The 15,254-nt window shown below is 50.6% G+C and carries 8 protein-coding genes; 2 read left to right on the top strand and 6 right to left on the bottom strand.

The annotated features are described in order from the left end of the window. Positions 1-101 precede the first annotated feature (101 nt). The 5 genes from B160_RS0110520 to B160_RS0110495 form a co-directional block, all read right to left on the bottom strand. Positions 102-722: a response regulator gene (locus B160_RS0110520; RefSeq protein ID WP_018627870.1), complete on the bottom strand. Its 621-nt coding sequence runs from the start codon at positions 720-722 to the stop codon at positions 102-104. A gap of 22 nt (positions 723-744) precedes the next feature. Next, positions 745-3,690: a sensor histidine kinase gene (locus B160_RS0110515; RefSeq protein ID WP_018627869.1), complete on the bottom strand. Its 2,946-nt coding sequence runs from the start codon at positions 3,688-3,690 to the stop codon at positions 745-747. A 259-nt stretch (positions 3,691-3,949) separates the two neighbouring features. Next, on the bottom strand, positions 3,950-7,300 hold the full coding sequence (locus B160_RS0110505) for a vitamin B12-dependent ribonucleotide reductase (RefSeq protein WP_018627867.1): 3,351 nt from the start codon (positions 7,298-7,300) through the stop codon (positions 3,950-3,952). A gap of 250 nt (positions 7,301-7,550) precedes the next feature. After that, entirely contained in the window at positions 7,551-9,596 is a 2,046-nt protein-coding gene (locus B160_RS0110500; protein ID WP_018627866.1) for a thioredoxin domain-containing protein, read from the bottom strand. Between the two features lie 180 nt (positions 9,597-9,776). After that, complete coding sequence (locus B160_RS0110495; RefSeq protein ID WP_018627865.1) at positions 9,777-10,586, bottom strand: alpha/beta hydrolase; 810 nt, start codon at positions 10,584-10,586, stop codon at positions 9,777-9,779. A 337-nt stretch (positions 10,587-10,923) separates the two neighbouring features. Between B160_RS0110495 and B160_RS0110485 the strand changes: the two genes are divergently transcribed. Further along, positions 10,924-11,871 carry an ATP-grasp domain-containing protein gene (locus B160_RS0110485; RefSeq protein WP_018627863.1) on the top strand — a complete coding sequence of 316 codons (948 nt, stop codon included), beginning with the start codon at positions 10,924-10,926 and terminating at the stop codon, positions 11,869-11,871. 63 nt (positions 11,872-11,934) lie between these two features. After that, positions 11,935-13,044, top strand: coding sequence for a carboxylate-amine ligase (locus B160_RS0110480; RefSeq protein WP_018627862.1), 1,110 nt, complete (start codon positions 11,935-11,937; stop codon positions 13,042-13,044). Between the two features lie 791 nt (positions 13,045-13,835). Here B160_RS0110480 and B160_RS0110470 read toward each other — a convergent pair. Further along, positions 13,836-15,251 (bottom strand): glycoside hydrolase family 10-like protein, encoded by a 1,416-nt coding sequence (locus tag B160_RS0110470; RefSeq protein ID WP_018627860.1) that lies wholly within the window; start codon positions 15,249-15,251, stop codon positions 13,836-13,838. Positions 15,252-15,254 lie beyond the last annotated feature (3 nt).

Genomic DNA, 15,254 nt, shown 5'->3' with positions numbered 1-15,254 from the left:
CAGTGCCCGGAATCTTCAGGAAGCCCCAAAACAAAAAGACCATTCGAAATGGTCCTTATGTTTTAGCTGAGAAAAAGGTATTTTTCATTAACCGGTTACTCTCATTTAAGATGTTTGTAATAAAAGGATATCGCTTCTCCCAGTGAAGCAACATGAAGTTTTTCGTAAATCCTTTTGGTGTAGGTCCCGACTGTGTTAAATGTGATCTGCAGCTTTTCCGCAATCATTTTGTAACTCAGTCCATCAGCGAGCAACTGCAACACTTCCGCCTCCCGCTCGCTCAGGGAGGATGCGACTGCCGGTGGCTTAAAATAGTCCAGCACCTTCAGGGCAATTCCGGGGTTCATAACAGCTCCGCCATCATGAACGTCGTGGATCGCCTGCAGCAATTTCTGAGAGGAGTCATTTTTCAGCACATATCCGCTGGCACCACTGCGGATACTGGTAAAAATTTTCTCACTGTCGTCAAAGACTGTCTGCATCAGCACTTTGATCCCCGGGCGCGTAGTTTTGATTGTTTTTAAGCCTTCAAGCCCATTCACCTCTGGCATATTGATGTCCATCAATACAACATCGGGCAGCGTGTTCTCCATGTCCGCAACGGCATCTTTACAATTTTCTGCCTCACCAACATATTCCAGGTCATCGGTCAGTTGGATCAGGTTCTTTAGACTATCTCTCCTGGCGATATTGTCATCATATATAAAAACCCTGATTGGCATGCTCCAGCAAAGATAGAGTAGTTCAGAATACGCTTTTGTCACTAATATTCGTGACAGGAATGATGGCGCTGATCTTGGTTCCTTTTTGCGGAAAACTGGCGATCTGGAAAACACCTCCCAGTTCCTCCGTCCGCTTTTTCATATTCCGCAGCCCGTTCCCGGTCGGTTTTGCATCTTCCGGAAAGCCTTTCCCGTTATCGACGATCTCGATGCGCAGGGCATCGCCCTTCCTGTAGATATCGATGGAGACGTAACCGGCCCGGCTGTACTTTACAATATTGTTCACCGCCTCTTTCACGATGAGCACCACGTTCTTTCTTGCCGTAATGTGCTGAACGATCCCGTTAATTTCAGGTGCTATATGGATCTGGTAATCGATCTCCCTGCTTCCCAGCACTTCGCTGACAAAATTCTTTATCCGGCTGTCCACCGAAAGCATGTTCTGCTTATCGGCCCGCATACTCCAGATGATATCCCCGATGTCTTCCAGGATCTTCGACGAGTTGACGGAGATCTGTTCCATCAGGTATTTTGTTTTTGAAACATCCTTTTCGAGCAGGCTGGCGGCCACATCGCTGTACACTTTCAGGCTGCTGAGTGTGGAACCGATATCGTCGTGCAGGTCTTCTGTGATCCGGTTCCGTTCTTCGTCAATCCTCGCCTTCTGGGCTTGTTTTCTCTTTTGCCGCAACATCTTTAACCGGTTCAGGCCCAGAAAGGAGATGCCGGTAACCAATGAAGCCACGATCACAATAAACCAGGCGCTCTGGTAAAAAGGGGTCCGGATATTAAAATAGAGTGTCAATACGTGCTGGCTGACCAGTCCGTTCACGTTCACCGCCCTCACCTTCAGCACATGATACCCCGGTTCCAGCTGCAGGTTCAGTGTGTTTCCGACGATCTCCGAGCTGGAGGAATCTTCATTCAATGAATAAATAAAATGATCCAGATAGCCGGAAATATTCACCCCCGAAAATGTAAGGGTAAGCGTTCGCTCACTGCTGGACAGGTCGTAAGAAGATGCTACCGGGAACCGCTGCTGATTTACCTTTATATCCGTAAGATAGGTCCTTATATCAAAGCGGGGAACGGTCATGTTGGCCGGAACAATGGCAATGCCGCTTTCCGCCGCCAGGTAAATGGAATCGTTGCGGTAAAAGATATCGCTGATCACATTATTGGAGACGCCTTCCTCATGGTTTAAATTGGTGATCGTATAGCTGAATTTACCATCGTTGATGCTGTAGTGTATATATGCGGCACCCCTCCGGGTAGTGGCCCATAAGAACCCCGGCCGGTTGGTATGCTGCAGCTTGACCACCGAAAAATTTAAAAAGCGGGGATCCGAAACATGGTACATGACCCGGTTGTCCTTTAAAACAAAAAGGCCGTTATTGATGGTGGAGATCCAGAGCAGACTGTCCGGCGACACCACCGCCGCCACGATCCGCGATCCTTTCAGGGGTGTGTTGACGCCCGTTTCTGAAAAAGTGCTCAGGTTATAATCATACCGGAACAACCCTTCGGTGGTACCCAGGTATATAAATCTTCCCTGCGATGCAAGTGTGGTGATCCGTACCCAGGGAACTTTTAAACGGGTGGCCGTTTCCGTGATCGTATTGATCTTATACAATCCTCCCCTGGAATCCACACCCGAAGCGATCAGGATGCTGTCGTTGTAAACGATCCCTTTTTTCAGCTGCCGGATGATCTCTGATGTTCCCAGCCGCACCAGCCGTTTAAAGTCTACAAGAACACCCGACTCCGACAATACAAAGATCTTGTTTTGAGAGGAGAGCATTCCCAGCACCCGCCCGCCACCGCCTTTTGGAGTGATGCGGTGAAACCGGATCCGGTTATCGGGGGTCCTTTCCACTACTTCCCCATAATTATTTCCGCCGTAAAGCGTTCCGCCAGGATCTACAAAGACCGATCTGAAATTGTTCCGGGTGGGCGGGTCGCCGAAGGGCCGGAGTATATTGAGCCTACTTTTGTGAAACAGCAGCAATCCCTTATCCATGGTGGCCACCCATACGTTCCCTTCCCGGTCTTTGAACGACGAATTGGCAAAAAAGCTTCCGGAGATCTTTACCTTAAAGGTATCCGTCAGAAAGTCAAAAACATAGATCGACCCCTTGCCGGTGGAGACATTCACCTCATTGCCATTTTTCCGGATCAGAACGGGATTCTCGTCAATTTGCTTTTCCACCACCCTGAACGGGTTGCCGTTATTCGATTTTTGTACAATATAGATCTTACCGGTTCCCCGGAGGATGTAGAGCTTGTTCTTTACAAAGAAGGAGATCTCGTACAAGGGTGTTTTTGTTTCTTTTTCAAACAACAGCAAGCTGTCCGTACGATTCCTGCTTTTCAGATACGCATAATATTTTACGCCTCCTTTATCCGGCTTTCCTGTGTACATCCAATAAGGCTCCCTGCCTTCATAAAACTGGTTTGCAACGCCGCCGGCTGAAGAAACCAGCTTTTTATTTTTAAACACCACCTCGCCGGCAGCATTGGAGAATACGATGCCGCCCTCATCGAGCCGTTTGCCCCATAATACAACCTTCAGAAAATCCTTGCGCATATGCACATTGGCCAGGGGATCAACAAAGCGGTCTTTGGCTTCGTCATAGTAGCAGGGCCCCTGTTTAAAGGTGTTGATCCAGATGGTACCGTCGTTTTCTTTGATCACCTCCAGCACGTCATTGTCCGGCACGCCTTCCGGTAATGCGTACCGCTTAAAATATTTTCCGTCAAAACGGCAAACCCCGTTATCGGTACCCACCCATAAAAAGCCTTTATCATCTTCCATGCAGGAGTAGACCAGATTGCTTGCCAGTCCCTCACTTACGGTAAAGGCCTTCACCATCCGGATGTTTTGAGCCATGGCCGATGACGCAACCAGACAGAACAGGAAAAGGAACGTGATCCCCGAATGACGGCTATGGATTTTTCCCCGCTTCATAAAGACCACCCTGATTTGTGCTGATTGTGCATGACCAAACAAAAATATATAATTTTAGTACATCAATCCGGCAGAGGAGCGCATACAGATGTGTTCCATTTTTTAAGCATGCCCCCGTATAATGCTGACGGACACACCGCCTTGCCGCCCCCCGGCAGCAGGTGCGACCTTTCTTCCGTCCGTTTCTTTTTCGCCTGTGATCCATAAAAAAAGGATGTCCCGTTGCGGCAACATCCTTTATCTACTGTTTACTGATCGCTTAACTGCATCCCAGGCTGTTGCCGCAGTTCAGGCATTTATAACAGGTGCCGCTGCGAATGGTGATGTGGCCGCATACGTTGCAGGCGGGCGCATCGCCCTGCATGTTTTTTGCTGCAGCATTCACGGCATCCAGCCCGGTCCCGTCATATTTATAGCCGCGCTCCATCGCCGGCCTGGGGGCACCCGTACCTACAACCCTTACCTCGCTCAGCTCCGGCTTCCGTTCGCCAATGGCGGGGGTGTCTGCATCCCACTCCTCCTGCATTCCGGCCGGGGTGGCTGCTTCCGACCGGTCCAGCACATGCACCAGATCTGCGCGTCCGAGGTACTCATATGCCAATGCCCGGAACATAAAATCGATGATGGAGGTGGTGGACTTTATATTGGGGTGCTGTACCATTCCGGCAGGTTCGAACCGGGTAAATACAAATTTTTCCACAAACTCTTCCAGGGGCACACCGTACTGCAGGCCTATGGAAACAGCAATGGCAAAACAGTTGAGCATGCTTCGCATGGTGGCGCCTTCTTTTGCCATATCGATAAAGATCTCGCCCAGGGTCCCATCGCCATACTCCCCGGTGCGCAGGAAGAGAGCCTGGCCATTGATCTTCGCTTTTTGTGTATAGCCCCGCCGTTTAGCGGGCAGGGTACGGCGTTCCACGATCATGGCCAGCTGGCGTTTCAGGGAAGTGTCAGCGCTGTTTTGCACGCGGTGGTTCACTTCCTCCAGCAGTTCATCGATCGTTAGTTTGCCCAGGTCGATCATCGCCGACTCCTGAACGTTTTCTTCAGTAGTTTCGTTTTCCGTTTCCGTCTTTGATTTTGTATCTGCTTTATTGCTCAGCGGCTGACTGAGCTTGGACCCGTCGCGATACAATGCACAGGCTTTCAGCCCCAGCTCCCAGCTTAGCTGATACGCATCGGCAATTTCTTCAACCGTGGCTTCATTCGGAAGGTTGATGGTTTTGCTGATGGCCCCGCTCAGGAACGGCTGCGCTGCAGCCATCATACGGATATGCCCGTGTGCGTGGATGTAGCGCTGACCGATCTGTCCGCATTTATTGGCACAATCGAAAATAGGCAAATGTTCCTCTTTTAAATAAGGTGCCCCTTCCACCGTCATGGTACCGCAAACGTATGTGTTGGCTGCTTCTATTTCTTTTGCAGCAAAGCCCAGTGCCTCCAGCATATTCCAGCTGAAATCATTGTACACTTCCGGTTTAAAGCCCAGCCGCTGCAAACAGGCCTCCCCGAGGGTAAACACGTTAAATGCGAACCGGATCTCAAAGGCCGTAGCCATTGCCGCATTCAGCTGTTGTATCTCTACCGCTGTAAGCCCCTTTTCTGCCAGGGTGACTTCATTGATGTAGGGGGCTCCTTTTAGCGAGGCATGTCCTTTGGCATAGTTAATGATCTCCCCGATCTCCGCTTCTGTATATTTTAATGTCCGCAATGCCTGGGGCACGCTCTGGTTGATGATCTTGAAATAACCGCCGCCGCTTAATTTTTTAAACTTCACCAATGCAAAGTCCGGCTCTACCCCGGTGGTATCACAATCCATTACCAGGCCGATGGTGCCGGTTGGCGCGATCACGGTTGTTTGTGCATTGCGGTAGCCGTTCTTTTCTCCCAGCTGCACCGCATTGTCCCAGGCCCTGGTAGCTGCCTTCAACAGGTAATCCGGACAATGGGCCGCATTGATGCCCTGCGGTTTGATCTGCAGATCTTCATAGGCATCGGCTGCATCATAAGCGGCGGCGCGGTGATTCCGCATGACCCGCAGCATCTGTTCTTTATTTTCCTGAAACCGGGGAAATGCACCCAGGTTGCCGGCCATTTCTGCAGAAGTGGTGTAGGCCACGCCGGTCATGATGGCCGTGATGGCACCGCCAATGCCACGGGCCGCCTCGCTGTCGTACGGAATGCCGCTTACCATCAGCATGGAACCGATGTTGGCATAGCCCAATCCGAGTGTCCGGTAATCATAGCTTAATTGAGCCACTTCTTTTGAAGGGAACTGTGCCATCAGTACCGAGATCTCCAGCACCACCGTCCATAAACGGCAGGTATATTCAAAACCCGGAACATCAAACAGGTTTTCCTCTTCATTGAAAAACTTGCGCAGATTCACGCTGGCCAGGTTACAGGCCGTATTGTCGAGGAACATATATTCACTACAGGGGTTGCTGGCACGGATGGAACCTCCCGCCGGACAGGTATGCCATTCATTGATGGTTGTATCATACTGCGTACCGGGGTCTGCGCAGCGCCAGGCTGCATAGTTGATCTGGTTCCAGAGGTCTTTGGCCTTTACGGTGCGCATGGTCTTACCCGTACTCCTTGCCTTCAGCTCCCAGTCGCCATCGGCCGCCAGGGCTTTAAAAAAGGCGTTGGGAATGCGCACCGAGTTATTGCTGTTCTGCCCACTTACGGTCCGGTAAGCTTCGCCCTCATAATCGCTGGAGTAGCCCGCGGCGATCAATGCCGCCACTTTATTTTCTTCTTCTACCTTCCAGTTCACAAATTCGACGATCTCGGGGTGATCCAGATCCAGGCATACCATTTTGGCAGCCCTCCTTGTAGTACCCCCGCTTTTAATGGCCCCCGCAGCACGGTCGCCTATCTTTAAAAAACTCATCAGCCCGCTGGATGTACCCCCCCCGCTCAGTTTTTCTCCTTCACCGCGGATACTGCTGAAGTTGGTGCCTACCCCACTGCCGTATTTAAAAATACGGGCCTCGCGTACCCACAGGTCCATCAGCCCGCCTTCATTGACCAGGTCATCCTCCACACTAAGAATAAAACAGGCGTGAGGCTGTGGCCGCTCATACGCAGAGGTTGATTTTTTCAGCTGGCCGTCCTGCTGGTCCACAAAATAATGCCCTTGCGGTTTACCCGTGATCCCGTATACCTCGTGCAGGCCGGTATTGAACCATTGGGGACTGTTAGGCGCACAGGATTGGTTGAGGATGGAGTACACCAGCTCATCATAAAAGATCTGCGCATCGTCTGCCGTGGCAAAATAACCATAACGCTCTCCCCATACGCGCCAGCAATGCGCCAGGCGGTGCGCTACCTGTTTTACACTGGTTTCCCTGCCTGTGGTGCCGTCGGCGAGGGGTACGCCCGCCTTACGAAAATATTTCTGGGCCAATATATCAGTTGCGATCTGACTCCACTGTTTGGGCACTTCCACATCATCCAGCTGAAAGACAACCTCACCACTGGGATTTTTGATCACAGAGCTGCGGTAGTCATACTGGAACATATCGAAGGGGTTCACTCCGTCCCGGGTGAATTTCCTGGTAAAGCCCAGGCCATTCTGGTTTTGTTTTTTCGTTGGCGCCATTTTATAAAAGTTTGGTTAAGGTTAAAAACACTGAAGTGTGAATAACGAATTTACTTTTACAAAACCAGGATTCCCAGGGTTAAATATGCACAGTTGTGGATAAACGGATTTGGAAAAAGCTAAAGGCAGAAGTGGCCGGGGTTTCCGCTCCCCATGATAAGAAATGAACCGCTGCGAATGCAGGGAACACGCCTGTAAAGACCTTGCGGTAAAAAATGAATCGCGAGCAAAGCAGAGGTACGTGTGATCCTTATTTATGCAGCAGCTGCAGTAATTCCTCCGGCGTCTGAACGGGCTGCCGGCAGGCATAGTTTTCGCAGAGATAGATCAACAGGGGATTTCCGGCCTGTTTGCCGGCCAGCAAAGGGAACCGGTCGTCCGCCCCGGGCGCCGCCATCAACACACAATGCGGAAGAAAGTACCGCAACAGGGAGCGCTGCGCCGCCGCATAGCCGCTGCCCAGCAGAACGACCTCCTGAAAACCGGTCCTGGCCATATAGAATCCCAGCATCCATGCTCCGAAAGAAGTGGGATATTTAACAATAACATGACTGAGCTGCATCATCATCTGTTCCGCCTGCTGCCGCCACGCCGGTTCATCAAAAAGGAGTGCCAGCATCAGCAGGTTCTGCGCCATAAGGGCATTGCCGGAGGGTGTGGCCCCATCATACACTTCTTTTTTACGGAGAATGATATCCTCCTGGCCGCTGGGGGTATAATAAAAGCAGCCGGTCTCCTCTTCTATAAAGTCAGCCTGTACGTTTTTACAAATATCCTTTGCCTTTACCAGCCAGGCCGTGTCTGAGGTAATGCGGTATAACTGCAGCAATGCTTCGGCCAGGCAGGCGTAATCATCAAGGAAAGCGGGGTATTTGGCAATCCCGTCTTTCCATACATGCAGCAGACGCCCCTCTTTATCGTTAAATGCTTCGAGCAGAAATCGCATGTTGGAGATAGCTTTCTCCTTATATGCTTCGTTGCCGGTGGCCTCAAAGGCCTTGCTGTAAGCGGTGTTCATCAGCGCATTCCAGCCGAGGATCACCTTATCATCCAATCCGGGGCGTATGCGCACCGACCGTTCTTTTAACAACCGGGACCTGCCCCGCGCCAGCAACGCTTCCAGTTCCTGTGTGGTGCACCCGCTGTCCTGCGCCATTTCGCGCACCGGTCTTAAAATACGCAGGATATTGGTTCCCTCCCAGTTCCCGGCTTCCGTAATATCGTAATAAGCGCAAAATAAAGCGGCATCATCGCCCAACAGGCGGCTCACTTCAGCCTTGCTCCAGACATAAAATTTTCCTTCCACCCCCTCGCTGTCCGCATCGAGGGCCGCGTAAAAACCACCCTGCGGGTGTGCCAGCTCCCGTGCGATAAAATCCAGGGTCTGCTCGAGGCATTGCCGATACCGTTCATCCCCCGTCACCTGGAAGGCCTCAGAAAGGGCGACCACCAGCAGGGCATTGTCGTAAAGCATCTTTTCAAAATGCGGAACCAGCCACTCCGTGTCCGTTGCATAGCGGGCGAAACCACCGCCGATCTGGTCATAGATGCCTCCCTCCATCATTTTGTCCAGGCTCAGCAAAGCCTGCGTCCGCGCTTTCCCGGCAAGGCTTTCCGGGCGCCCTTCTTCCAATACCGCGTAGCGCAGCAGGTACCGGATCGTTTGCGTTTGTGGAAATTTCGGGGCCCTGCCAAAGCCACCCCAGGTGCTATCTGCCTGTTTGAGGATATTGGAGCAGGCAGCATCGATATCGTCGGTGGTAAACGTTCCCTCACCGCTGCCGAACCCGAATGAATTGGCATCTGCCAGCTGTTGTGTCAGTCCCTCTGCCTGCTTTTCGATCTCCTGCCGTTTTTGCTGAAACGCATCCGCTACCGCCGTCAGCACCTGCTTCCAGGAAGGGCGGTTGGCGTGCGGCTGCGGCGGGTAATACGTACCACCATAAAAGGGTTTTTTACCGGGTGTTAAAAATACATTCAGCGGCCAGCCCCCGCTCCCGGTCGTGGTCTGTACCGCGTCCATATAAATATGGTCCAGATCCGGCCGTTCCTCCCGGTCTATCTTTATATTGACAAAATGCGCATTCATCAATGCCGCAGTTTCGGGATCTTCAAAGCTTTCCCGTTCCATTACATGGCACCAATGACAGGCAGCATAACCGATGCTTACCAATATCGGCTTGTCTTCGTCACGGGCTTTTTGCAATGCGGCTGCTCCCCAGGGATACCATTCCACGGGATTATGGGCATGCTGTAATAAATAAGGACTGGTTTCGTTTATGAGATGATTGGACATAGGAACGTTTAATGTTTAAAGTTTCAGGTTTCAACGTTGGACCCGGTTTCAGACTCGATGAACGATTGCCCGTGGAAAGATCAGGAGGCCGCAACGGGAACCGCACTTTCATATTTAATACCTTTCAGGCCGGTTTTACATTGGATATTTTAGATTGCCGCGGACCCCCATTTCCAAATTCTATGTCCCCCAGCCCCATTTCAGAAAAGCAGGCATGGCCTTTCCCCAGGTAGCGATGTCGTGCCGTCCGTCATCCAGCTCCAGGTAAGATACGGCCTCAGGCTTATATCCCTTTTGCATGAGCTCTTTAACCAGGTCGCGGGTATCGTCGACGGCATCGATCACCCCGTTGTTGTTGCGGTCGTGCGCTTCATCCATAAGGCCACATTGTAAGAAGAAACGCAGGCCGGGTTTAAAAACGCCGTTCCGGATCTGCTGCTGCATGATGCGATCGCGGTCATCGTTATAGCCGGCATCCTCCTGGTCTTTCCGGCGCCACCAGAGCGATCCTGAGAATACACCCGCTTTTGAAAATATTCCGGGATGATTCCATACAATGTCCAGCGCGCTCAGTCCTCCCAGGGAGAAACCCGCAAACGCCATATCCCGGAACCCGGCCACTTTATATTTTTCCCGTATATAAGGGAGCAGCTCTTCAATAATAAACCGGGTATAGGCCCCGGCAAGATCGCCCCGGCCAAGGTAATCGGGCTCCGCTGCAACGCCGTATTCCCGTTTCCGGTCGGCCCCTGCCACAATACCCACACACAGCACCGGGGTAATGGCCCCCGCAACATATAGATCCAGCAGCAGGGTCCGGAAATTCATTACCGGCAGATCCTGTCCGTCATTGATCAACAGGAGGCTCAGGCCCGATAAGTCATCCACACAGGTGGGCAGGTAAAAATCGGCCGTTATCAGCCTCCGTAAATGAGTGGATAAAAACGTTGCCCGTTCCGTTAAATAGCCGGGTTCCTGTACAGTATTCATTCGTTCAAAAGTAGTGAAATACCGCAATCGGGTAGCCTAAATATTATCGCCTGTAATAATTTTTTGCAGGGAAAGGAGAATGACTTAAATTCAATCCTAAATTAAACAAAACAAATATGAAGCCTTTAGAAGGCGGCATAAAAGCCAGGTTTTCCGGGACTGCTTTCCCTTTGCCGGGCTATGAAATCACTTAAAAAAAGAGAAATATGCGATAATAACGAGCAAATCAGTTCTTCAGAAAATCCCCTGATCATCATTTACAGATACCGGCCGGCATTTGCCGCAAGGCCATCATCATAAAACCAGTTCTGCCCCGCAGAATAATAAAAATAAAGAAATGAAAAAAATCGGAATTTTATTTGGGAAAGAACGCTCTTTTCCGGAGGCGTTTGTGCAACGGATCAACAGTAAACAAATAGATGGGGTATCTGCGGAGCCTGTCCGGATCGATAAGGCCCTGCAGGGCCAGCCTTCGGGATATTCGGTGATCATTGACCGCATCAGCCAGGACGTGCCTTTTTACCGGACCTGGCTAAAGAATGCGGCGCTGACCGGTACCGCGGTGATCAATAACCCGTTTTGGTGGAGCGCGGACGATAAATACTTTAACAACTGCCTGATGACCCAAATCGGGGTTCCGATACCCAAAACGGCCATCCTTCCTTCGCACGACCGGCCGGATGACACCTCCGACGATTCCTTCAGCAACCTCGCCTACCCCCTGGATTGGGATGGCATTTTTGGGGAAGTGGGCTTTCCGGCTTACATGAAACCCTTTGCCGGCGGTGGCTGGAAGCATGTGTACAAGCTGCATAACAAAGAGGAATTCTTTGAAAAGCATCGCGAGACAGGGCAACTGGTCATGCTGCTGCAGGAGGAGATCGTTTTTGAAGAGTATTACCGCTGTTATTGCATCGGTGGCAAATATGTGCGCATCATGCCGTATGAACCGCGTAACCCGCATCACCTGCGCTATGTGGCCGATTTTGCACCTACGGCGGAAAAATTACAGGAAATGACGGACATTGTGCTGAAAATAAACCGGTACCTGGGATACGATTTCAATACCGTAGAACTGGCACTCAGAAACGGCGTTCCTTATGCTATCGATTTTTGCAACCCCGCTCCTGATGCCGATATTAAAAGCGTGGGGCCCGAAAATTTTGAATGGGTAGTGGAAACAGCTGCAAATTATGCCATCGAAAAAGCATTGGCCAATAACGGCGGCGATCAGCTTACCTGGGGAGAATACGTAAAGAGGAGCGCAGGGCGAATGCCTTTTTAGGATGGTGGATGCGGGATGCCAGATCGAGTATCCAGTATCAAAAACCATGAATCAAATTATAAAATGAGCATCAACTATAAAACATTCACCCTTGGCGTGGAGGAAGAGTACATGGTGCTGGACAACCAGACCTTTGAGTTAAAAAGTCATGAGCAAAAGATCGTGCAGGAGGGACAGAAGATCATCAAGGATAAGGTAAAAGCGGAGATGCACCAGGCGGTGGTAGAGGTAGGTACCGACATCTGTCAGGATATTGACGAGGCCTATAAAGATGTATCCCTGCTGCGGAAGACCATTTCGGAAATAGCCGCTACACTGAACCTGACGCTTGGTGCATCGGGCACCCACCCCTTCAGCCATTGGGAGCAACAGCTCATCACCGATCATATCCGGTACAACGAGATCGTCAATGAATTACAGGAGGCAGCGCGGAGTAACCTGATCTTTGGCCTGCACGTGCACGTAGGTATGGAAAGCCGGGAGCTGGCCAACCATATTGCCAATTCCACCCGCTATTTCCTGCCGCATATTTTTGCACTGAGCACCAATTCCCCGTTTTGGGAAGGCCGGACCACCGGTTATAAGTCTTACCGTACAAAGGTATTTGACAAATTTCCCCGGACGGGCATTCCGGATGCGTTTGAAAGCATTGAAGCTTATGATAACTATGTAAAAATGCTGATCAAGACCAACTGCATCGATAACGCTAAAAAGATATGGTGGGATCTGCGGGTGCATCCGTTTTTCAACACGGTAGAGTTCCGCATCTGCGATATTCCCATGACCGTGGATGAAACCATTGCCATCGCCGCATTGTTCCAGGCTGTTTGTGCCCGGATCTATATGCTGCGCAGCAAGAACCTCAATTTTATTCAATATTCCCGGCCGCTGATCAACGAGAACAAATGGCGGGCCAGCCGGTACGGGATCGATGGCTACCTGATCGATTTTGGCAAGGAAGAAGAAGTGAACACCCGTGCGCTGATCTATGAACTGCTGGACTTCCTGGACCCCGTTATTGACCACCTGGGAAGCCGCCACCGCATTGAACATGTGCACAGGATCCTGGAACAGGGCACGGGCGCCGACCGCCAGCTGGCACTGTTCGAACAAACCAAAAACCTTACGGATGTAGGCCGGTATATCAGTGAGAGTTTCCTGGAAGGAACATAAAATACCGGCAAGCGCGCAGGTATATTTAGAGCAATGATCACCTGAAAAATGGGCTGATACCGGGGGTATTTACTTTATTAAAATATGTATCATCTTAAATATCGTTGTCTTACAAGCTGTTTAAAAATAAAATTTTGATCCTCCTTATAAGCGCCATCCGGCGCGGATCATTATGCCCCGAGCCCCATGGCTCTCTGTTGTTCTTTTGGACGTGTGAACGGGTTGAAACCCGTTCTTGCCGGATCTTTCGAGGCCATGCCTCTTTTGCTAAAATGATCGTTGAACCCCGCTTTTTATAGATGACGGCTACAGCGATTCCCTAAGTAGAGGCGATAAAAAGCCGGTACCTTTTGTGACGGATAAGGATGCTCCCGGATCGTTTTTAAACAGCTTCTTACAAGTCTTTATTTTACCTTGCCGCCCCGATTGCAATCGCATATGCGTCAAGTTAATTTTTAGAATTTAATGGTCAAAGGCAAAAACTGCAATGTCGCGTTGCTTTTATTAGCAACCAACACAAGATGAATGAAGGTGCCCGCCCGTGATCTGCTCCGTACCGCCAACGTAAGCCTTTCCCACAAAGATCCCCGCCGCGCTGCGGCTAAGAGCAAGTCCCCGGTAGTGCTTGTTACAATGATTTGCGGCGCGCTGTTCCGCAACGATCCGAATGGTTCCGGCTTCTACCCTGGCATCAACAGATGATGCGAACCCTGAAACAAGTTCAGAGTGGCCCCTAGCCTGCCAATCATCGCCTCATTGATCTTGCCTTTGCGGACGGCAAACCGGCCTTATTATTTCCGGATCACTTTTGACGCCTTGCTTTCTTTATTATCCTTATTGATCGTTGTTACACAGTAATATCCCCCGGAAGCAGCGGCCGCCTCTTTTCCTCCTGTAATAGCGAGTACTCTTGCTTCCTGTTTCAGATCAGCCGTAAAATAAACTACAGACCGTACATCGCCTGTGGTCGCCCATTTGAGGGTATTGCCTTCCATGCGCACATTCTGCGGTTCGGCAGGGGCTGCGGCTACGTTGCGGCCCATAAAGGGGATCACCGAAGGGTCTTTAAAGATCTCCGCCAGCCGGGTGGTAAGCCCGGGGCTTTCGTTCAGGTATTTTGCACTATACAACAGGTTACCGGCAACGGCCTTTTTATTCTTTGTAAGGTTAAACTGACTGGTCAGCTCGGAACTGCTGGTCATTAGATAATATCCATGACCGATCATAAGATAAGGCTTGTTATTAAAGATATCCCACTCCGTCAGCTTACTTGCAAAACTACTGTTATGATAAATCTGCGGAATGACAATGTCCATCCATCCTTCTGTGGCCCACTTCTTTACATCTGCATAAAGCGTATTCTTATTATAGGTAAAATCAGAAGTAGGCGAAATGGAAAAGACCACTGATGGTTTGGTGGCCACTATTATATCATAAACACTTTTGATGGCCTTATCTACATTCCCTCTCCGGAAATCCTCTATCGTGCTGTAGCCGGCGCCATAAGTCTGGTAGTCCGCCGCATCCGATACCATTTGCCCGGCAGAGGAAGGATCGGGATAAAAATAATCATCCATATGTATCCCGTCCACATCATACTTCGTAATGATATCTTTTACGATGTCAGCCAGCCGCTGTCTTGCTTCCGGTATAGCCGGGTTGTACATCTGCCATTTCTCATGACTGACCACCCAGTTTGCCGGAATGGACGCGTGAAGCGGAGGATAGGCCGTGGTATTACCTGCCCGGGTAGCGATCCTGAACGGATTGATCCAGGCATGAAATTCAATATTGCGGGCATGTGCCTCGTCGATCATAAATTTCAATACGTCATAGCCCGGGTCTTTTCCTCTTGTTCCGGTTATGTTGGCGCTCCAGGGCTCATACGGCGAACTGTAAAAGGCATCGCCCATCCCTTTGATCTGGACAAAAGCGGCGTTCATATTCAGCTGTTTGAACTTTTCCAGATAGTCGATATACATTTGCTTTTGCGCCGCCATGTTGTACTGCCCCATCGGCCAGTCCAGCCCCCATACCGTAGCCACCCATGCGGCCCGCATACCTTTTTTGGGCAGGATCATATCCCCCGCCTGCGGAGGTTCCGGTTCGGGTTTGGGCTGGGGATCCACCTTGCCGCCCTTGCTGCAGGCGCTCAACATTACCACCAGCGCAGCAGCCGCTGCAAAAAAACAGTTCCGTATTTTCATTTT

It is taken from the genome of Niabella aurantiaca DSM 17617 (assembly GCF_000374125.1).
In the GTDB taxonomy this organism is placed as follows: domain Bacteria; phylum Bacteroidota; class Bacteroidia; order Chitinophagales; family Chitinophagaceae; genus Niabella; species Niabella aurantiaca.
This window is presented reverse-complemented; position numbering and strand designations above follow the sequence as displayed.

Coding starts and splice junctions, on each gene's coding strand:
- B160_RS0110520 (WP_018627870.1), bottom strand. CDS start 722: ATGCCAATCAGGGTTTTTATATATGATGACAATATCGCCAGGAGAGAT.
- B160_RS0110515 (WP_018627869.1), bottom strand. CDS start 3,690: ATGAAGCGGGGAAAAATCCATAGCCGTCATTCGGGGATCACGTTCCTT.
- B160_RS0110505 (WP_018627867.1), bottom strand. CDS start 7,300: ATGGCGCCAACGAAAAAACAAAACCAGAATGGCCTGGGCTTTACCAGG.
- B160_RS0110500 (WP_018627866.1), bottom strand. CDS start 9,596: ATGTCCAATCATCTCATAAACGAAACCAGTCCTTATTTATTACAGCAT.
- B160_RS0110495 (WP_018627865.1), bottom strand. CDS start 10,586: ATGAATACTGTACAGGAACCCGGCTATTTAACGGAACGGGCAACGTTT.
- B160_RS0110485 (WP_018627863.1), top strand. CDS start 10,924: ATGAAAAAAATCGGAATTTTATTTGGGAAAGAACGCTCTTTTCCGGAG.
- B160_RS0110480 (WP_018627862.1), top strand. CDS start 11,935: ATGAGCATCAACTATAAAACATTCACCCTTGGCGTGGAGGAAGAGTAC.
- B160_RS0110470 (WP_018627860.1), bottom strand. CDS start 15,251: ATGAAAATACGGAACTGTTTTTTTGCAGCGGCTGCTGCGCTGGTGGTA.